Source organism: Lacrimispora xylanolytica (assembly GCF_026723765.1).
GTDB lineage: Bacteria > Bacillota > Clostridia > Lachnospirales > Lachnospiraceae > Lacrimispora > Lacrimispora xylanolytica.
Genome location: NZ_CP113524.1, coordinates 1818726 through 1838304 on the forward strand (window position 1 = coordinate 1818726; position 19579 = coordinate 1838304).

General features: G+C 43.1%; 18 protein-coding genes. 15 read left to right on the forward strand and 3 right to left on the reverse strand.

Translation table 11 applies throughout. The features are described from left to right. Positions 1 to 16: 16 nt before the first annotated feature. The 10 genes from argF (at position 17) to OW255_RS08605 (ending at position 13207) form a co-directional block, all read left to right on the forward strand. The gene (gene argF, locus OW255_RS08560) at positions 17 to 952 is read left to right on the forward strand and encodes an ornithine carbamoyltransferase (protein ID WP_024836330.1); all 936 of its coding nucleotides are present in this window, start codon (positions 17 to 19) and stop codon (positions 950 to 952) included. A 1-nt stretch (position 953) separates the two neighbouring features. Next, on the forward strand, positions 954 to 1262 hold the full coding sequence (locus OW255_RS08565) for a DUF6637 family protein (protein ID WP_034598059.1): 309 nt from the start codon (positions 954 to 956) through the stop codon (positions 1260 to 1262). 5 nt (positions 1263 to 1267) lie between these two features. After that, positions 1268 to 2245, forward strand: coding sequence for a biotin--[acetyl-CoA-carboxylase] ligase (locus OW255_RS08570; protein WP_268116365.1), 978 nt, complete (start codon positions 1268 to 1270; stop codon positions 2243 to 2245). 2 nt (positions 2246 to 2247) lie between these two features. Next, on the forward strand, positions 2248 to 3342 hold the full coding sequence (gene mutY, locus OW255_RS08575; protein ID WP_331485826.1) for an A/G-specific adenine glycosylase: 1095 nt from the start codon (positions 2248 to 2250) through the stop codon (positions 3340 to 3342). A 5-nt stretch (positions 3343 to 3347) separates the two neighbouring features. Then, a complete protein-coding gene (locus OW255_RS08580) occupies positions 3348 to 4250 on the forward strand; it encodes a diacylglycerol/lipid kinase family protein (RefSeq protein ID WP_024836326.1) in 903 nt (300 codons plus the stop codon). 104 nt (positions 4251 to 4354) lie between these two features. Further along, a complete protein-coding gene (rpoD, locus tag OW255_RS08585; RefSeq protein WP_024836325.1) occupies positions 4355 to 5497 on the forward strand; it encodes an RNA polymerase sigma factor RpoD in 1143 nt (380 codons plus the stop codon). 81 nt (positions 5498 to 5578) lie between these two features. After that, positions 5579 to 6196 (forward strand): epoxyqueuosine reductase QueH, encoded by a 618-nt coding sequence (locus OW255_RS08590; RefSeq protein ID WP_268116366.1) that lies wholly within the window; start codon positions 5579 to 5581, stop codon positions 6194 to 6196. 111 nt (positions 6197 to 6307) lie between these two features. Next, positions 6308 to 6574 carry an HPr family phosphocarrier protein gene (locus OW255_RS08595; RefSeq protein ID WP_024836323.1) on the forward strand — a complete coding sequence of 89 codons (267 nt, stop codon included), beginning with the start codon at positions 6308 to 6310 and terminating at the stop codon, positions 6572 to 6574. Between the two features lie 572 nt (positions 6575 to 7146). Next, the gene (gene gltB, locus OW255_RS08600) at positions 7147 to 11706 is read left to right on the forward strand and encodes a glutamate synthase large subunit (protein WP_024836322.1); all 4560 of its coding nucleotides are present in this window, start codon (positions 7147 to 7149) and stop codon (positions 11704 to 11706) included. A gap of 13 nt (positions 11707 to 11719) precedes the next feature. Next, the gene (locus OW255_RS08605; RefSeq protein ID WP_268116367.1) at positions 11720 to 13207 is read left to right on the forward strand and encodes a glutamate synthase subunit beta; all 1488 of its coding nucleotides are present in this window, start codon (positions 11720 to 11722) and stop codon (positions 13205 to 13207) included. A gap of 41 nt (positions 13208 to 13248) precedes the next feature. Here OW255_RS08605 and OW255_RS08610 read toward each other — a convergent pair whose 3' ends face one another. From OW255_RS08610 to ychF, 3 genes are all read right to left on the reverse strand, one after another. Then, positions 13249 to 14055: an MBL fold metallo-hydrolase gene (locus tag OW255_RS08610; RefSeq protein ID WP_268116368.1), complete on the reverse strand. Its 807-nt coding sequence runs from the start codon at positions 14053 to 14055 to the stop codon at positions 13249 to 13251. Positions 14056 to 14220: 165 nt separating this feature from the next. Next, the gene (locus OW255_RS08615; RefSeq protein WP_024836319.1) at positions 14221 to 14847 is read right to left on the reverse strand and encodes a formate/nitrite transporter family protein; all 627 of its coding nucleotides are present in this window, start codon (positions 14845 to 14847) and stop codon (positions 14221 to 14223) included. Between the two features lie 176 nt (positions 14848 to 15023). Beyond that, positions 15024 to 16121: a redox-regulated ATPase YchF gene (ychF, locus tag OW255_RS08620; RefSeq protein ID WP_024836318.1), complete on the reverse strand. Its 1098-nt coding sequence runs from the start codon at positions 16119 to 16121 to the stop codon at positions 15024 to 15026. A gap of 206 nt (positions 16122 to 16327) precedes the next feature. On the opposite strand from ychF, the gene lgt reads away from it, so the two are divergent. The 5 genes from lgt (at position 16328) to OW255_RS08645 (ending at position 19555) form a co-directional block, all read left to right on the forward strand. After that, positions 16328 to 17206, forward strand: coding sequence for a prolipoprotein diacylglyceryl transferase (gene lgt, locus OW255_RS08625; protein WP_268116369.1), 879 nt, complete (start codon positions 16328 to 16330; stop codon positions 17204 to 17206). A 1-nt stretch (position 17207) separates the two neighbouring features. Then, positions 17208 to 17360: a Spo0E family sporulation regulatory protein-aspartic acid phosphatase gene (locus tag OW255_RS08630; protein ID WP_242842191.1), complete on the forward strand. Its 153-nt coding sequence runs from the start codon at positions 17208 to 17210 to the stop codon at positions 17358 to 17360. A 334-nt stretch (positions 17361 to 17694) separates the two neighbouring features. Further along, positions 17695 to 18120 (forward strand): division/cell wall cluster transcriptional repressor MraZ, encoded by a 426-nt coding sequence (gene mraZ, locus OW255_RS08635; protein ID WP_024836316.1) that lies wholly within the window; start codon positions 17695 to 17697, stop codon positions 18118 to 18120. Then, a complete protein-coding gene (gene rsmH / locus OW255_RS08640; RefSeq protein WP_024836315.1) occupies positions 18117 to 19058 on the forward strand; it encodes a 16S rRNA (cytosine(1402)-N(4))-methyltransferase RsmH in 942 nt (313 codons plus the stop codon). Before mraZ ends, rsmH begins: the two co-directional genes overlap by 4 nt. Positions 19059 to 19072: 14 nt before the next feature. After that, positions 19073 to 19555, forward strand: coding sequence for an FtsB/FtsL family cell division protein (locus OW255_RS08645; RefSeq protein WP_024836314.1), 483 nt, complete (start codon positions 19073 to 19075; stop codon positions 19553 to 19555). Positions 19556 to 19579: the final 24 nt, after the last annotated feature.

Genomic DNA, 19579 nt, shown 5'->3' on the forward strand with positions numbered 1-19579 from the left:
TCACGGAGGAAGCGCCATGAACTTAAAGGGAAGAAGTTTTATCACATTAAAAGATTATACACCAGAGGAGATTGCATATTTATTGGATCTGTCAGCGGATTTAAAGGCAAAAAAGAAGCAGGGCATCACAGGAAGCTCCTTAAAAGGGAAAAATATTGCATTGATCTTTGAAAAGCCCTCTACCCGTACCAGATGTTCCTTTGTAGTGGCTGCCGTTGATGAAGGTGCCCATCCGGAGTATTTAGGTAAGGATGATATCCAGCTTGGACATAAGGAAAGCGTGGAGGATACAGCCAGAGTCCTTGGACGAGTTTTTGATGGAATTGAGTTTCGTGGATTTAAGCATAAAACAGTAGAAGATCTGGCTAAATATGCAGGTGTGCCTGTTTGGAACGGACTGACAGATGATGATCATCCGACCCAGATACTTGCAGACCTTCTGACCATGAAAGAACATTTTGGATATTTAAAAGGCCTTCATTTTGTATATGCAGGTGATGGACGTAATAATATGGCAAACAGTCTGATGATTGGAATGAGTAAGATGGGAGTTCATTTTACCATTCTGGCGCCGAAAAGTCTGTGGCCAGGGGAAGAACTGGTGGAGCTGTGCCAGGGATATGCAAAGGAAAGCGGAAGTACGATCACTATAACAGAGGATTGCGCCGCTGCAAAGGATGGAGACGTTATTTACACGGATGTGTGGTGCTCCATGGGTGAAGAAGATAAGGCAGCTGAGAGAATTTCCATCTTGAAGCCTTATCAGGTAAACCAGGAACTTATGAAACAAACAGGCAAGGATACTACCATCTTTATGCACTGCCTGCCGGCTGTCAAGGGATATGAAGTGACAGAGGATGTATTTGAATCCGGCGCATCGGTAGTATTTGACGAAGCAGAAAATAGAATGCATACCATTAAGGCGGTTATGGTTGCGACCTTAGGAGAGTAAGATGTATATACAGGAACGAGGAAGAAACTTAAGAAATGCCTCTATGATTGTGGATCTTGTCCACATTGTAGTCGGTATCCTGATTGTAGTGCTGTCAGTTATTTCATTTTTAAACCCAGAAGAACACATGGTATTGCTGCCGGTCATCTTTTTTCTTGCCGGAGCGCTTAATCTCATTCACGGAATCTACAAGATTCGGTTAAGCGGCAGAGAGAAAAAGAAAAAAGCAGCAGCCATTGCAGCAACTCTTTTCGGAGTTTGCCTTTTTGCTCTATCCGTTGTCAGCGCAGTAAGTATATGGCGGGGGTGAGGAGTTTGAAAACAGAAATATTAAAGCTTCTGAAGGAAAGCGAAGGCTATCTTTCAGGACAGGAGCTTTGCGAACGCTTTGGTGTTTCCAGAACAGCCATATGGAAAGTAATCCGGCAATTGGAGGAAGAAGGCTATAAAATTGAAGCGGTTCGAAATAAAGGGTACCATTTCATCGATTCCTGTGATATAATGACGAAAACGGAGATTGAAAGTTGTATCCGGGGGAAATTTGGCAGAGTGGTGGAATATCACGATGCCATTGATTCCACCAATATAAGAGCTAAGCGCCTGGCTGAGGAAGGCGCGCAGTCTGGAACGCTTGTGGTTTCGGATTGTCAGATAGCAGGAAGAGGCAGAAGAGGAAAAGAATGGGTTTCTCCTTCTGGTACCAATGTATTTATGAGCTTGATCCTAAGACCAGACATTCTGCCGGGATCTGCTTCCATGCTTACTTTAGTGGCTGCTTTGGCGGTTCATGAAGGAATCAGACAAGAGACCGGATTGGAAGCTTTTATCAAGTGGCCCAATGATATTGTTGCCAACGGGAAAAAGCTGTGTGGAATTCTGACTGAGATGAGTGCAGAACTGGAAGGAATTCACTACGTGGTAGCAGGCATTGGCATTAATGTGAATATGGAGGTATTTCCCCAGGAGGTTTCTTCTATGGCAACTTCTCTATATCTGGAAACCGGAAAAAAGGTGAGAAGAAGTTCTCTGATCGCCTCCGTTTTAGAAGCTTTTGAACGATATTATGAAGAATTTATCAGCCAGGGTGATTTATCCGGGCTAATAAGTGTCTATAATAGCTGTATGATCAATGCAGGCAAAGAAGTAAAGATTCTTGATCATGCCGGTGATTATACTGGAAAAGCTTTGGGAATCAACGAGAAGGGAGAGCTTCTTGTTGAAATGCAGTCAGGAGAGGTAAAACATGTGATCTCTGGTGAAGTATCCGTCCGGGGACTCTATGGATATGTATAGAAATGAAGCATTCGCTATATGATAAGCTGCAGACCCTAAAACCACGGGGCGAGGCGCTTGACGATCAAAACCGTTTAAAGGCAATGGAACGTCCCCTTCTATCCTGGTATGAAGAACATCGAAGGATTCTTCCCTGGAGAGAAGATCCTAAGCCCTATCGGGTATGGATTTCCGAAATTATGCTGCAGCAGACCCGGGTAGAGGCTGTAAAGCCTTACTTCGCCCGTTTTATGGAAGCGCTGCCGTGTATTGGTGACCTTTCAGAGGTTTCGGAGGACGAACTTTTAAAGCTGTGGGAAGGCCTTGGCTATTATAGCAGGGCGAAGAATTTAAAGAAAGCAGCCAAGCTTCTCGTAGAACAGTATGGGGGAGAACTCCCTGCGTCCTATGAGGAGCTAAAAAAGCTTCCTGGAATTGGGTCCTATACAGCTGGAGCCATTGCTTCTATAGCCTTTGGAATTCCGGTTCCTGCTGTGGATGGGAATGTACTTCGGGTGATTTCAAGGGTCATAGGAAGCAAAGAAGACATTCTAAAGCAGTCAGTTAAGTCTGGCATAGAAGAAAAATTAAAAGCAGTAATGCCAAAGGAGGCAGCCAGTTCTTATAATCAGGGACTGATTGAGATTGGTGCAGTGGTCTGTATTCCCAATGGAGCTCCTCTTTGTGACCGGTGTCCTTTAAGCTCACTTTGCGTTGCAAGAGAGAAGGATTTAACTGGAGTGATACCGGTGAAGACACCGAAGAAGCCGAGGAAATCTGAGGATAAAACTGTTATGCTGCTGTGGCTAAAAGGCCGGGTTGCCATAAGGAAACGAGAGGGAACCGGGCTTTTGGCTTCTCTGTATGAATTTCCTAATGCAGAGGGTCACCTTGATGAAGCTCAGCTTCTTTCCTATTTACAGGTAAAGGAAGGAAACATTAAAGAGCTTCCTCCTTCCAGACATATATTCAGCCACGTGGAATGGAATATGACGGCATACCGAATTGAGTTAGAAGAAATGCCAGGCGGTGACTATTTATGGGTCACTCCGGAAGAAATCAAAAAAACTTATTCTCTGCCAGGTGCTTTTAAGGCGTATACAAAGTTGGTCAGGTGATTATAATGAAAAAGATGCTTTTTATATTTAATCCGCGATCCGGCAAGGCGCAGATCAAAAACAAATTAATGGAAATTCTTGATATCTTTACGAAAGCAGGGTATGAGCTTCAGGTGCATGTGACCCAGGGGCCGAAAGATGCATCCGAGGCGGCAGCCGCCTTTGGAAAATCAATGGACCTGGTGGTTTGCAGCGGTGGGGATGGCACTTTAAATGAGACCATCAACGGACTGATGAAGCTTGATAAGATTCCAAGGCTTGGTTATATACCTGCTGGTTCCACCAATGATTTTGCTTCCAGTCTTAAGATATCAAAAAACATGATAACGGCTGCCAGAACGGTTGTTTCAGGTGTACCTTACCCCATTGATATTGGCTGCTTCTGCAGGGACAGGCACTTTGTGTACATTGCAGCTTTTGGGGCGTTTACTGAAGTTGCCTATTTAACACCTCAGGATTTTAAAAATGTTCTGGGACACCAGGCATATATCATGGAGGGAATGAAAAGTCTTGCTTCCATCAAGTCTTATGTACTTCGTGTCGAATGCGATTCTACCGTTTTAGAGGGGGATTTTATCTTCGGCATGATTACCAATACCATAAGCGTTGGAGGCTTTAAAGGGCTGGTCACACAGGATGTGGCTTTAAATGACGGAGAGTTTGAGGTTCTTTTGATCCGAACTCCCAAAACACCTCTTGATTTTACCAATATCATTAATTATATGTTTCTCAAAGAAGAACCTAACGAATACGTCCACAAGCTACGGACTAGTTGTATCAAGATATTCCCTGAAGAGCCCATCGACTGGGTCCTTGATGGTGAGTTTGGAGGATCCAGAAGGGAAGTTGAAATTTTTAATTTGAAGAAACAAATCCGGATTTTGAGAAATCCGCAAAAAAAGCAATAATTCTGCTTTTACAAAAGAAATATGTTGAAATATGAAGCATGGTAGTATATAATGAAATGTTGTGTGGGCTTTATGTATACTTCTTAGCGAAAGGACGTTATTAAGTGGAAAAGGAAAATTTTTTAGAGAAGCTGGGTAAGCTTGTCGATCTTGCAAAAACAAAGCAGAATGCTTTGGACGTAACGGAGATTAATAACTTCTTCATAGGAGAAGAGTTGACTGCAGAGCAGATGGATCAGATTTATACGTACCTGGAGAACCGCGGCGTTGACGTGGTCCCGGTCATTGACGATTCCGTTTTGGCTGATGATGTGCTCATGTCAGAAGATCTTCTTTTAGACGATGATATTGATGATGGCTTCATAAAGGACATCGATGAAGAAGATATCGACCTTGACGCTATTGATTTGCTTGAAGGCATCGGCACAGAGGACCCTGTCCGCATGTATTTAAAGGAAATCGGTACAGTACCACTTTTAAACGCAGAGGAAGAACTGCGCCTTGCTAAGAGAAAAGCTGATGGCGACGATGACGCCAAAGAACGTTTAATCGAAGCAAATTTACGTCTTGTGGTCAGTATTGCAAAGCGCTATACGGGCCGCGGAATGAGTTTTCTTGATTTGGTTCAGGAAGGAAACCTGGGTCTTATTAAGGGCGTTGAAAAGTTTGACTATACCAAAGGTTATAAATTAAGTACATATGCTACTTGGTGGATACGTCAGTCTGTAACCAGAGCGCTTGCAGACCAGGCAAGAACGATCCGAGTGCCTGTGCATATGGTTGAGACCATTAATAAAATGTCCAAGATGCAGAGAAAACTTACTCTGGAACTGGGATATGAACCATCGGTGGCTGAACTTGCGGAAGCATTGGACATGACTGAGGATAAGGTCATGGAGATCATGCAGATCGCCAGAGAACCTGCTTCCCTGGAAACACCAATTGGTGAAGAGGACGATTCAAACCTTGGGGACTTTGTAGCGGACAACAATGTGGTAACTCCGGAAGGCAACGTAGAATCCGTGATGTTAAGAGAACATATCGATGCCCTTCTCGGCGATTTAAAAGAGAGAGAGCGTCAGGTTATTGTGCTTCGTTTTGGTCTGGAAGACGGCCATCCACGTACATTGGAAGAAGTGGGAAAAGAATTTAATGTTACCCGAGAGCGCATTAGACAGATTGAGGCAAAGGCTCTTAGAAAGTTAAGGAATCCTGTACGCAGCAAGCGTATTCGGGACTTCTTATAAGAAGCAAAAGGCGTAGCAGAAAGATTCTACGCCTTTTTTGCATTTTTCGTACATTGTTTTCGTATGGCGAAGGGAGACGTTATGAACCGTAGAAATTATCAGAAGGAACTTGATCAGATCATTGCGGAACTGGAAGAGGAAAAGAAGGTTCCAAGACTTTTGATACATAGCTGTTGTGCACCCTGCAGCAGTTATGTACTGGAGTATTTATCCCAGTATTTTGCTATAACGATTTATTTTTATAATCCCAATATTTACCCACCGGAAGAATACTTAAGGCGGGTAGAGGAACAGGAGCGCCTTGTTGTCGGTATGGACTTTATACACCCGGTAACAATCGTAAATGGCGCCTATGAGCCTCAGGAGTTCTACCAGATCATAAAGGGTTATGAGAAGGAGCCAGAGGGTGGAGAACGGTGTTTTCGCTGCTATGAGCTGCGCCTCCAGGAGGCGGCTAAAATTGCTCAGGCAGAACATTTTGATTACTACACTACCACACTGTCCATCAGCCCTTTAAAGAATGCAGATAAGTTAAATGAAATTGGTGAAAAGCTAGCCAGGGAATACCGGGTTTCTTACCTTCCATCCGACTTTAAAAAGAAGAATGGTTATAAACGTTCGGTGGAATTGTCAAAGGAACACGGGCTATACCGCCAGGATTACTGCGGCTGTATATTTTCCCAGCGAAAGGAAGATTGACCGCCTTGCAAAATAAAAAAGACATGCCGGGTTTGGCTTGACACAAACTTGATATTGTAATAAAATTAACAGCAAGGAGTATATAAAATTGAGGATAAAGGAGAGAACGATATGTTATCTAAAACACTGACTGTAATAAATCCATCCGGACTTCACTTAAGACCAGCAGGAGTTCTGTCTCAGACAGCTATGAAGTTTAAATCTGATATAATTGTTGAGTATGGCGAGAAGAGAATTGTTGCAAAGAGCGTATTAAACGTTATGGCAGCAGGAATTAAAAGTGGTGCTGAAATCACTTTAATCTGTGATGGCGAAGATGAAGAAGCAGCTATGCAGACTATGACTGAGGCAATTGAAAGCGGCCTTGGCGAGATGTAATCGTATCGTTTGGCTTATTAAGAAACGGGCAAAAGCTCTGGGAAGATATTCCCAGAGCTTTTTTTATGTAATCGATAAATAGACCCTGTTACATAAAAAAGCTCCGCCGGGCGGGATAGGCACGACGTCCTATGATATCAATTGCTTAATTAAATAAAGGCACTGCACCATAGGCGGCGCATAAAATACCGTCTGTTGCAAAGTACCGTCTTATATAGCACCTACTTGTGTATTCCCGGAGCATATGGGGGTGCTAATTTTCCTGATTTATGGTTTTAACTATAAAAAAATAAAAGCTATCTTAAACTTGGAAGGCAAAAGCTTAATATAATTAGGAATTTCAGCCATTTTCTTCTGTAGAGGCCTTAATTGCACTTGCATAAGAGTTAATAATGTAATTTAGATTACAATAAACTGATATAATATCTTGTGAATCCTAAAATATCTAATTATCTGACAATTAGCAAATAAAACACATTTACAAAGTGATAAAAATGTAGTATTATCAACTAAAATTACTGTAACACTGTAACACTCGAAAGCAAAACTGGCAGTTGGGAAAGGATGAGATTATGGATAAGAGTTTATACTCCCCAAACAAAATAGTGACTCCGGGACTTTATGATTCCCGTTTTGAGCATGATAACTGCGGTATTGGTGCTGTTGCCAATATGAAAGGTGAAAAGACCCACAAGACCGTTGAACAGGCACTACATATCGTAGAAAATCTGGAACACAGAGCAGGTAAGGATGCAGAAGGAAAGACTGGCGACGGTGTTGGAATCATGCTTCAGATCTCCCATAAGTTTTTTAAAAAGGCAGCTAAGACCCTGGGAATTGAAATCGGAGAAGAAAGAGAATACGGTATTGGTATGTTTTTCTTTCCTCAGGATGAACTTGCCAGAAATCAGGCCAAGAAGATGTTCGAGATTATTGTGGAAAAGGAAGGGCTTCAGTTCTTAGGCTGGAGAGAAGTGCCTACTCATCCGGAACTCATTGGAAAGAAGGCTGTCGATTGCATGCCTTACTTTGCTCAGGGCTTCGTAAAAAAACCTTCTGATATCAATAAGGGACTGGATTTTGACCGGAAGCTCTATGTGTCCAGAAGAGTTTTTGAGCAGAGCAATGATAACACTTATGTTGTTTCCTTAAGCAGCAGAACCATCGTTTATAAAGGTATGTTCCTGGTAAAAGAGCTTAGAAAGTTCTTTCAGGATCTTCAGGATAAGGATTACGAGTCAGCAATCGCAGTGGTTCATTCCCGTTTTAGTACAAACACAAACCCCAGCTGGATGAGGGCTCATCCCAACCGTCTGATTGTACACAACGGCGAGATCAATACCATTCGCGGAAATGTAGATAAGATGATGGCCAGAGAAGAAAATATGGAATCAGAGTACTTCCAGAACGACATGCATAAAGTACTTCCTATTATTAATCAGGAAGGCTCCGATTCTGCCATGCTTGATAATGCACTGGAATTTATGACCATGAGCGGAATGGATCTTCCTCTCGCCGTTATGGTAACAATTCCGGCGCCGTGGGAGCATGATAAGTCCATGCCTCAGGAAATCAAAGATTTTTACCGTTACTACGCTACCATGATGGAGCCTTGGGATGGTCCTGCTTCTATCGTCTTTAGTGACGGTGATCTTTTGGGAGCTGTCCTTGATCGTAACGGTCTGCGTCCTTCCAGATATTACATCACAGATGACGATCATATGATCCTTGCCTCTGAGGTTGGTGCCATTGATATTGACCAGAGCCGTGTGGTGAGAAAGGAACGTCTTCGTCCTGGTAAAATGCTTCTCATTGATACGGTGAAAGGCTGTCTCATTACAGATGAACAGTTAAAAGAGTATTATGCCACCCGTAAACCTTATGGAGAATGGCTGGATTCTAATCTCATCGAACTTAAGAATCTCCAGATTCCTAATAAGGGAGTTCCTGTGATGAGCCGTGACGAGCGGGCCAAAATGCAGAAGACCTATGGCTACACCTATGAAGAGTATAAGACCATGATTCTTCCTATGGCTTTAAATGGGGCTGAAGCCGTCTCTGCCATGGGTACAGACAGTCCTCTGGCGGTGCTCAGCAAAAAACATCAGCCTTTATATAATTACTTTAAGCAGTTGTTTGCTCAGGTTACCAATCCTCCGATCGACTCCATTCGTGAAGAGATTGTTACCTCCACTACGGTCTACGTAGGAGAGGAAGGCAACATTCTGGAAGAAAAAGCAGAAAACTGCAAAATACTTAAGGTGAGCAATCCCATTCTTACCTGCACTGATTTATTAAAGATTAAGCATATGAAGAAGCCTGGCTTTAAGGTAGAAGTGATCCCGATTACATATTATAAGAACACTTCTCTGGAAAAGGCCATTGACAGATTGTTTCTGGAAGCAGACCGGGCCCATAGGGATGGGGCAAATATCATCATCCTGTCTGACCGTGACATTGACGAGAATCATGTGCCGATTCCTTCCCTGCTGGCGGTTTCTGCGCTACAGCAGCATTTGGTAAAAACAAAAAAGAGAACCTCCGTGGCCTTAATTTTAGAAAGCGGAGAACCAAGAGAGGTTCATCATTTTGCGACCTTACTTGGCTATGGAGCCTGTGCCATCAATCCATATCTGGCTCAGGAATCCATTCATTATCTTATTGAAAGCGGAATGCTTGATAAAGATTATTATGCAGCTGTGGAAGATTACAATTCCGCCGTTCTTCACGGAATTGTCAAGATCGCATCCAAGATGGGAATTTCCACCATACAGTCTTATCAGGGAGCCCAGATCTTTGAAGCAGTTGGTATCTCAAAGAATGTGATTGATAAATACTTCACAGATACTGTAAGCCGTGTGGAGGGAATTACTCTGGAAGACATCGCAGATGATGTAGATGATCTTCATTCAGCAGCCTTTGATCCCTTAGGACTTGATGTGGATCTCACCCTTGACAGTGTGGGAAGCCATAAGGAGAGAGCGGGACAGGAGGAGCATTTATACAATCCTCTCACCATACATCTTCTTCAGGAAGCCACCAGGACAGGAAGCTATGAAACATTTAAGGAATACACCCATGCTTTAACGAACGAGGGTCAGATGGTGAATTTAAGAAGTCTTTTGGATCTTGATTATTCCAAGGCAAAAGAAATTCCTCTGACAGAAGTAGAGAGTGAGGATTCCATTGTAAAACGGTTTAAGACAGGTGCTATGTCTTACGGCTCCATCTCCCAGGAGGCACATGAGACTCTGGCTATCGCCATGAACCGCATTCACGGAAAATCCAACAGTGGTGAGGGTGGAGAGAGCCTTGAGCGATTAAACCCAGGCGTTGATGGTGTAAACCGCTGTTCTGCAATCAAGCAGGTTGCCTCCGGTCGTTTTGGTGTTACCTCAAGATATTTAGTAAGTGCGAAAGAAATCCAGATTAAGATGGCCCAAGGTGCGAAACCAGGCGAGGGCGGACAGCTTCCGGGACAGAAGGTATATCCCTGGGTTGCAAAGACAAGACATTCCACAACCGGTGTGGGACTGATCTCCCCGCCTCCTCATCATGATATTTACTCCATTGAGGACTTGGCGCAGCTGATTTATGACCTTAAAAACTCCAATACCGAAGCAAGAATCTCAGTAAAGCTTGTTTCAGAAGCAGGAGTTGGTACGGTTGCTGCCGGTGTTGCCAAGGCAGGTGCCCAGGTAATTCTTATCTCAGGCTTTGATGGAGGAACGGGAGCAGCTCCAAGAAACTCCATTTACAATGCAGGACTTCCATGGGAGCTTGGTGTGGCTGAGGCTCATCAGACCCTGATCATGAACGGGCTTCGTGATAAGGTAATTCTTGAAACAGATGGAAAGCTTATGACTGGCCGTGATGTTGCCATCGCGTGTATGCTAGGCGCGGAAGAGTTTGGATTTGCAACAGCGCCCCTTGTAACTCTTGGCTGCGTTATGATGAGAGTCTGCAATCTGGATACCTGCCCAGTAGGGGTTGCTACCCAGAATCCGGAACTTCGTAAGCGATTTAAAGGGAAACCGGAGTATGTAGTTAACTTCATGTATTTTATCGCCAAAGAGCTTAGAGAGTATATGGCAAAGCTTGGCGTTCGTACAGTAGATGAGCTGGTCGGTAGAACGGATCTTTTAAAGAAGAAGGAAGCTCTCTCTTCCGAGCGTGCCCGCAAGGTGGATTTAAGTGCTATTTTAGGCAATCCATATGCAGACCAGAAGCTTGCAGGCTACAGCAGTAAGCACATCTATGACTTTGAACTGGATAAGACCATGGATGAAAAGACCATCTTAAAGAAATTAAAGCAGGCACTTTTAGCAGGCCAGAAAAAGGGACTTCAAATTGATGTTTCCAATACAGACCGTGCCCTTGGTACTATCTTTGGGTCAGAAATCACCAGACTGTATCCGGAGGGACTGGCAGAAGATACCTTTACCATTAACTGTACTGGCAGCGGCGGACAGAGCTTTGGAGCATTCATACCAAAGGGCCTTACCCTGGAGCTTGTAGGCGACAGCAACGATTATTTCGGAAAAGGACTTTCCGGCGGCAAGCTGGTGGTGTATCCTCCTCAAGGTGTTAAGTTTAAAGCAGAGGACAATATCGTAATCGGTAATGTGGCACTTTACGGAGCGACCAGCGGCAAAGCCTTTATCTGCGGCGTAGCAGGGGAGCGGTTCTGTGTCCGTAACTCTGGTGCAACAGCCGTAGTAGAGGGCGTAGGCGACCATGGCTGTGAGTATATGACAGGCGGCCGTGTTGTGGTCCTTGGCTCTACCGGAAAGAATTTTGCAGCAGGTATGAGCGGTGGAATTGCTTATGTTCTGGATGAAAAGACAGACCTTTATAAGAGACTTAACAAGGAAATGGTTTCCTTTGAAGAGGTTACAAATAAATATGATGTTCTGGAACTGAAAGAGATGATCAAGGAGCACGTGGCTTACACCAATTCCGCAAAAGGAAAAGAAATCCTTGATAATTTTGGAGAGTACCTGCCTAAATTCAAAAAGATCATGCCTCATGATTACAGACGCATGATGAATACCATCGTTCAGATGGAGGAAAAGGGATTAAGCAGTGAACAGGCACAGATTGAAGCATTTTATGCCAATTCAAAAGGATGAGGAGGAGTAGAACATGGGAAAGCCAACAGGATTTTTAGAATATGACAGAAAAACAGGAAAAACGGTAGACCCCAAGACTCGTATTAAGAACTACGACGAGTTCCATCTGCCTCTTTCTGAGAAAGAACAGAGATGCCAGGGCGCACGCTGCATGGATTGCGGCGTTCCCTTCTGCCAATCCGGAGTGATTATCAAAGGAATGGTATCCGGCTGTCCGATCAACAATCTGATACCGGAATGGAATGAGCTTGTTTATACTGGAAATTGGCAGCAAGCCTATAAAAGGCTGAAAAAGACAAACAGCTTTCCGGAGTTCACCGCCAGAGTATGCCCGGCCCCTTGTGAGGCTGCATGTACCTGCGGGTTAAACGGAGATCCGGTAAGCATTAAAGAAAATGAATTTGCCATCATTGAGCGGGCATATGAAGTGGGGATCGCAGGCCCTAATCCTCCGAAAATCCGCACAGGCAAACGAATTGCAGTCATTGGCTCCGGTCCTGCCGGCTTATCGGCGGCGGATCAGCTAAATAAGAGAGGCCACAAAGTCACTGTATTTGAACGTGAGGATCGTATCGGCGGACTTTTGATGTATGGAATTCCTAATATGAAGCTGGAAAAACATATCATCGACCGTAAGGTAAAGATCATGCAAGAGGAAGGCATAACCTTTGTGACAGGAGCAGATGTAGGTAAGAATCACAAGGTAAAGGATCTATTAAAGGATTTTGACCGAATTATTCTGGCTTGCGGAGCCTCCAATCCAAGAGATTTAAAGGTTCCGGGAAGAGATGCTCAGGGAATATACTTTGCAGTGGATTTCTTAAAGTCTACCACCAAAAGTCTTCTTGATTCCGATCTTCAGGATAATCTTTATATCTCTGCGAAAGGCAAGCATGTCATTGTGATCGGTGGCGGAGATACTGGAAATGACTGTGTGGGAACTGCCATACGTCACGGCTGTGCTTCCGTCACCCAGCTGGAGATGATGCCAAGGCTTCCGGAAAAGAGAACGGCAGACAATAGCTGGCCTCAGTGGCCCAAGGTATTAAAAACCGATTACGGCCAGGAGGAATCCATCGCAGTGTTTGGAAAGGATCCAAGAAGCTATCAGACAACGGTTAAGGAATTTATTAAAGATAAATCCGGTAAGCTTATAAAGGCTGTCTTAATGAAGCTGGAACAGAAGATGGATGAGAAGACCGGAAGGCTCGTGATGCAACCGGTAGCTGGAAGCGAAAAGGAAGTGCCTGCAGATCTTGTTCTCATTGCAGCTGGATTTCTTGGAGCCCAGAGCTATGTGGCCGATGCCTTTGGGGTTAAATTAAATGAACGCAGCAATGTGGAGACCCCGAAGGGGAAATACCGCACGGACGTGGATAAGGTATTTGTGGCCGGAGATATGCACAGAGGCCAGTCATTGGTTGTATGGGCGATCCGGGAAGGTCGTGAGGTAGCCAAAGAGGTGGATAAAAACTTAATGGGATATTCTAATCTGGCATAAATAAAAGGGAGACAATTGAGTCTCCCTTTTTGTGCCTTCCGTTAAATCTCTATGGTCAGTCCGACCCCCACCTCGTGTACCGGTAACTTGTCCATCATCTTAGCTTTTGCAAGAAGAGAGATGCAGTGACATGGATAAATCTGGTCCACCTGGCAGCTTTCTAAATGATTCACAGTCTGTACAAAACGCTCGTTTACATCTAGCAGGTGGAAACCTCCCAGCACACCGGCGACGTGATCTTCCTTGCATACTTCCTTTGCATAATCAAGAGCATTGCAGATGCCGCTGTGAGAGCAGGAGGAGATAAGGAATAGTCCTTTGGAGGTCTTTAAAGCGATGGCAGAGTCATCCGTGAGATAATCATCCTGCCATTCGCCTTCTCTCATAACTTTACCGAAAGGACTTCTCTGTTCAAACGAATGCTTTTGAGGAATCTCACCTAAAAACACACAATGATCGGATAAGAAATACGGGGTATCAGATGGTATGTATTCGGTCTTTTCAAACAGTTCAGCCTCGGTAAATGGGGCTCCGATGCTTTGGCTTCCTGCTTTCCTTGGGTGAAAGCAGCCAGCATGAGAGATGATTGTGATCTTGGATAAATCTATGACTTCATCCAGATATTTCAATCCATTGGTATGATCGTTGTGTCCATGGGAAAGTACGATATGGGTCAGTTTGGTCAAATCAATTCCCATTTTTTCTGCATTGTATAAAACTATGTCAGAAAATCCGGTATCAAATAGGATCCTTAAATCGTCAATTTCAATGTAAAAACTTGCGGCAGGCTCCCCTTTATAAAACTGGTCTACTAAAGTATTGTTGTCTACGACTATTTTCACTAACATATAAACTCCTGATCTGGCTGTTTTATTGCCTTCATTATAGCATAAAACGAGTTAAAATAAAGTTAAGATTACAAAAAAACACAGCATATGGAGAAAAAATGCATAATATGACCAAAAAGAGCACAAACCGTATGGCTGTGCTCCTTTTTTTGATTTGTATCGTATTTAGTGTAAAGAAGGAAAATCTTCCTTGAATGTTTTCTTTAAAAGAGGAATCATACATGCTCCCACCAGGTTTCCAAGAGATATTACAAGCATATACAGGACCGCCTTTGTGCTCCAGGCTCCTGCCATTGTGAAATAAAACATGTCTGCGATGCTATGTTCAAAGCCGGAAAGTATAAATACCATGATAGGAAGTATGAGAGCCAGGTGCTTGCCTACGCCGTCCTTAATCGTCTGAAAGCCAATGACAGCGATGCACATCAACACTCCGCACATAAAAGCCATTACGAAGGTGCTGAATAAAGTGTCGGATAATTTCAAATCTACAATTTCCGTTGCATGCTCCACTAATTTTTCCAGTTTGGTATTGCGGAAGATGATACCGGAACCAAGGGTACCAATCAGATTGCCTATGTAGACCAGCAGAACTTCTTTTAGATATGCAGGACCCTCGTGAACGATATAACAGATCTTTCCGGTATACAGGTTAAAACCAAACGTATAAATCGTAAATAAACCGATGGAAAATAAAAAAGAACCAGCAATCCGGTTTTCAAGAGTCAGATAGATAATTCCTCCCATGGCAATACAGACTCCTGCTGCAATTGCTTTAATTATTGTTTTCATTTTAAATACTCCTTCTCCTTTGTCACTTGATGTCTTAATATTAGTTGAGGTTTTTGCCCTGTCATATTATAGCATAATGGATACCGTTTGCAAGAATAAAGATACATTTGATATCACATAATCGTCTTAATTTGGGCAAAGAAAGGCCGGTGCTTTCAGGCACCGGCTGATAAGCTTTAAACGTTGAAGCGGAAAAGGATGACATCCCCGTCCTTAACCACATATTCCTTCCCTTCGGAACGCACAAGTCCTTTTTCTTTTGCTGCATTGTAGCTCTTGCAGTCCAGAAGATCTTTGAAGTTAACGACTTCTGCACGGATAAATCCGCGTTCAAAATCAGAATGAATCTTACCGGCAGCCTGAGGTGCTTTGGTACCTTCCTCAATGGTCCAGGCTCTTGTTTCCATAGGACCGGCAGTTAAATAGCTGATAAGACCAAGCAGGTGGTAGCTTGCGCCAATGAGCTTTTCAAGTCCGGACTCAGTCAGGCCAAGATCTTCTAGGAACATCTTTTTCTCATCTTCTTCCAGTTCGGCAATTTCCTGTTCGATCTGAGCGCAGATGACAAAAACCTCGCTGTTGTTTTCTGCTGCAAAAGCTCTGACCTTGGCAACGTGCTCATTGGTGGCACCATCATCAGCCAGGTCGTCTTCGCAAACGTTGGCGGCAAAGATAACAGGCTTAAAGGTAAGAAGATTAAGGGTAGAGACGAAATTAAGTTCATCTGCATCGTCAATTTCCATGCTTCTTGCCAGATTGCCGTCTTCTAAGTGGGCCTTGATTCTCTTTAAAATATCCAGTTCCTTTGCAAGAGACTTATCGTTCATTGCCCCCTTGGTGGACTTTGCGATACGGCGGTCTAAAATCTCAAGATCGGAAAAGATAAGTTCTAAATCAATGGTCTCAATATCACGCAAGGGATCTACACTTCCGTCAACGTGAATCACATTGCCGTCTTCAAAACAGCGTACCACGTGGACGATGGCGTCAACCTCTCTTATGTTGGAGAGGAACTGGTTTCCAAGACCTTCTCCTTTTGATGCTCCTTTTACAAGTCCAGCGATATCCACAAACTCAATGGCAGCTGGAATTATTTTCTGAGAATTATAAAGTTCAGCCAACTGACCCAGGCGTGCATCCGGAACGGGAACGACTCCTACATTTGGATCAATTGTACAGAACGGATAGTTGGCAGATTCTGCCCCAGCCTTTGTGAGAGAATTGAACAAAGTGCTTTTACCTACGTTCGGTAATCCGACAATACCTAATTTCATAGCAATTACCTTCCTAATATTGTTAATATTCATGGTTGATTTTTGTTTACAACTAATATAGAATAACATATTATCCGCAAAAAAAAAAGATAAAAAACATAAGATTCCCTGCTGTTGTCGAAAAATAGTTGAATATGTCGGGCGAATCTGTTTGATTTTTGTGTTTTCACGGGGTAAAATAAAGAAAAATCGAAAGGAGAAGACGAATGGCAAATACGGCAGATATTAGTTTTGTGCATTTGGGTATTACCATTGCTCATTTACGAAACAGTATCTCGATATTTGGGTTCCGCATTGCATTCTACGGGATTATCATTGGGATCGGAATTCTAACAGGCCTCTGGATTGCTTCTAAAGATGCAAAACGAAGAGGACAAGACCCGGAAATCTATCTGGATTTTGCCCTGTATGCTATCGTTGTTTCTATTATAAGTGCCAGACTTTACTATGTGATTTTCGATTGGGCTAATTATAAAAATGACCTGTTACAAATTTTGAACCTGAGAGCAGGGGGGCTGGCTATTTATGGCGGTGTCATTGGCGCAGCTTTAACTCTGATCGTCTATACCAGGGTGAAGAAACTTTCCTTCTTTTCCTTGGCGGACACTGGATGTCTTGGACTGATAACCGGGCAAATTATAGGAAGATGGGGAAACTTCTTTAATTGCGAAGCGTTTGGCGGATATACAGACGGCCTGTTTGCTATGAGAATCAGAAGGGCGCTAGTTAACGAGAATATGATATCAAAGGAACTGTTAAACCATTTAATCATTGAGAATGGTGTAGAGTATATACAGGTGCATCCCACTTTTCTTTATGAGTCAGTGTGGAACCTTTGTGTGCTTGTTTTTATGCTCTGGTACCGCAAACACAAACGGTTTGATGGGGAGATGTTTCTTATCTACCTGCTTGGCTATGGCTTAGGACGAGTATGGATAGAAGGAATCCGTACGGACCAGCTAATATTCTTTGGTACTGGCATTCCGGTGTCTCAGGCACTGTCATTGATCCTGGTAGTGGTATCTACTCTTGTGCTCTTCTTCCAACACAGACAGATTAGATTAAAGAGCAAAGGAGAAACATGATATGATGATTTCAAAAGAAGAGTTAATCCGTAATATTGAAGAAGCTAGGGAAAGACTGAATAAAAGTATTGATCATGATGATGGAGATGTTATTTATCTTAGGAGTGTAGAACTGGATAAATTAATTGAGCAATATATAGAAGCGGGTTATTAATTTTATATGAAAGTGGGAAGGCCAGATGCCTTCCCACTTTTTTTGTGCAAATAATTACCATGATATTTTATCGGAGAATGTTCATTATAATATGAAGAAACTCTGATAAAGCGAGTGATATGGAAAAGCCTTGTCAAATTTTGGGAAAAATTGGTAAAGCTTGTATTTCAGGCTCTTTGTAACCGAAATCATTGAAAAATAATCAAAAATCTCCTTGCTATTTCCAGGTAAATGTACTAAAATTAAAGTACAAGTGGAGGAAAGTGGTACAAAGTGGTAGAAAATGGTGGGAAAGTAAGTAATCCACTCTACCTTGTACAAGCAGGTGATTGGTATGTTCATGGGCGAATACAATCATACAGTCGATGCTAAGGGACGTCTCATAGTCCCATCGAAATTCAGAGAACAGCTTGGAGAAGAATTCGTCGTGACGAAGGGCTTGGACGGCTGTTTATTTGTGTATGATAATAAGGAATGGACTGCCCTGGAAGAAAAGTTAAAAAGCCTGCCGCTGACCAATACCAATGCCAGAAAGTTCTCCAGATTCTTTCTCGCCGGTGCGTCCTCCTGTGAAGTGGACAAGCAGGGAAGAATTCTTCTTCCAGCAGTGCTTAGAGAACATGCAGGCATTGATAAGGATGCAGTTTTAGTGGGAGTAGGAAGCCGAATCGAGATTTGGAGCAAGGATGCATGGACAGCAGCCAATACCTATGATGATATGGAAGAAATTGCGGAAGCTATGGAAGGACTTGGAATATGATATTTGAACACAAGTCAGTGCTGCTAAATGAGACCATTGACAGCCTGAATATAAAACCAGATGGAATATATGTTGACGGAACCCTGGGAGGTGGAGGACATGCTTTAGAAGTATGCAAACGCCTGTCAGAACACGGAAGATTAATCGGAATTGACCAGGATGCAGCTGCCATTTCAGCAGCTACGGAAAGGCTCAAGGACCATAAAGATAAAGTAACAGTTGTAAGAAGCAACTATGTAAATATAAAAGAAGTGCTGAAAGAACTTGGCATTGAAAAGGTGGATGGTATCTATCTGGATTTGGGGGTATCCTCACATCAGCTAGATGTGCCGGAGAGAGGGTTCACTTATAGAGAAGAAGATGCACCTCTTGATATGCGTATGGATCAGAGGAATGATCAGACAGCCGCTGATATCATCAACGAATACAGCGAATTTGATTTATACCGGATCATAAGAGATTATGGTGAGGACAAGTTTGCAAAAAATATTGCAAAACATATTGTGAGAGAAAGACAAGTAAAGCCTATAAAGACAACTGGCGAATTGTCAGAGATTATTAAAAACGCAATTCCTGCAAAGATAAGAGCCGTGGGAGGACATCCTTCCAAGCGCACATTCCAGGCAATACGAATTGAACTCAATAAGGAACTGGAGGTACTCAGTCAGTCCCTTGATACCATGATTGATTTGCTAAATCCAGGTGGGCGTTTATCTATCATTACGTTCCACTCTCTGGAAGACCGGATTGTAAAAGCGAGATTTAAGACAAATGAAAATCCATGTATTTGTCCACCGGATTTTCCAGTATGTGTCTGCGGTAAGAAAAGCAAAGGCAAGGTTATTACAAGAAAACCTGTCATACCAACAGAGGAAGAGATCGAAGAGAATAAGCGTTCAAAAAGTTCCAAGCTTAGGGTATTTGAGCGTATAGATTAAGGGAGGAAATTCGAGTGGCTGCCAAAAAAAATGTGCGTTCCTATGGGAATACTGCTTACGTGCACGGAAATACTGTCCGTAAAGCCATGCCAGCATCCATGCCGGCCCGTACGCCAGATGAAGTCCGCCGGACATCTGTCAATCACAGAGTAAGGCGAAATCGTGAAAAAGCTCTGCAAATGGATTTACCCTATGTTCTTATGCTGACGGCTGCTGTCGTCTGCACCCTCTTTATCTGCATTAAGTATCTGCATCTGCAGTCATCAATTACAACCAACATTCACGGAATTGAGGTACAAGAAGCGAAGCTTGAAAAATTACGAACTGAAAACAACGCACTGGAGATGAGTATTAAAACTTCCGTTGATTTGGATCATGTGTATAAGGTGGCCACTGAAGAACTTGGTATGGTCTATGCAAATAAAGATCAGATCCTTCACTATGATAAAACGGAAAGTGAGTATGTAAGACAGAATGAGGATATCCCGAAATACTAACAAAAACAGGAATAATAAGAGTAA

What these genes read in the sequence shown, in the direction of transcription:
- OW255_RS08630 (WP_242842191.1), top strand. Translation starts at nt 17,208, where the DNA reads ATGATGATTTCAAAAGAAGAGTTAATCCGTAATATTGAAGAAGCTAGG.
- OW255_RS08580 (WP_024836326.1), top strand. Translation starts at nt 3,348, where the DNA reads ATGAAAAAGATGCTTTTTATATTTAATCCGCGATCCGGCAAGGCGCAG.
- mraZ (WP_024836316.1), top strand. Translation starts at nt 17,695, where the DNA reads ATGTTCATGGGCGAATACAATCATACAGTCGATGCTAAGGGACGTCTC.
- OW255_RS08615 (WP_024836319.1), bottom strand. Translation starts at nt 14,847, where the DNA reads ATGAAAACAATAATTAAAGCAATTGCAGCAGGAGTCTGTATTGCCATG.
- OW255_RS08610 (WP_268116368.1), bottom strand. Translation starts at nt 14,055, where the DNA reads ATGTTAGTGAAAATAGTCGTAGACAACAATACTTTAGTAGACCAGTTT.
- rsmH (WP_024836315.1), top strand. Translation starts at nt 18,117, where the DNA reads ATGATATTTGAACACAAGTCAGTGCTGCTAAATGAGACCATTGACAGC.
- mutY (WP_331485826.1), top strand. Translation starts at nt 2,248, where the DNA reads ATGAAGCATTCGCTATATGATAAGCTGCAGACCCTAAAACCACGGGGC.
- ychF (WP_024836318.1), bottom strand. Translation starts at nt 16,121, where the DNA reads ATGAAATTAGGTATTGTCGGATTACCGAACGTAGGTAAAAGCACTTTG.
- OW255_RS08605 (WP_268116367.1), top strand. Translation starts at nt 11,720, where the DNA reads ATGGGAAAGCCAACAGGATTTTTAGAATATGACAGAAAAACAGGAAAA.
- OW255_RS08565 (WP_034598059.1), top strand. Translation starts at nt 954, where the DNA reads ATGTATATACAGGAACGAGGAAGAAACTTAAGAAATGCCTCTATGATT.
- gltB (WP_024836322.1), top strand. Translation starts at nt 7,147, where the DNA reads ATGGATAAGAGTTTATACTCCCCAAACAAAATAGTGACTCCGGGACTT.
- OW255_RS08595 (WP_024836323.1), top strand. Translation starts at nt 6,308, where the DNA reads ATGTTATCTAAAACACTGACTGTAATAAATCCATCCGGACTTCACTTA.
- argF (WP_024836330.1), top strand. Translation starts at nt 17, where the DNA reads ATGAACTTAAAGGGAAGAAGTTTTATCACATTAAAAGATTATACACCA.
- OW255_RS08590 (WP_268116366.1), top strand. Translation starts at nt 5,579, where the DNA reads ATGAACCGTAGAAATTATCAGAAGGAACTTGATCAGATCATTGCGGAA.
- lgt (WP_268116369.1), top strand. Translation starts at nt 16,328, where the DNA reads ATGGCAAATACGGCAGATATTAGTTTTGTGCATTTGGGTATTACCATT.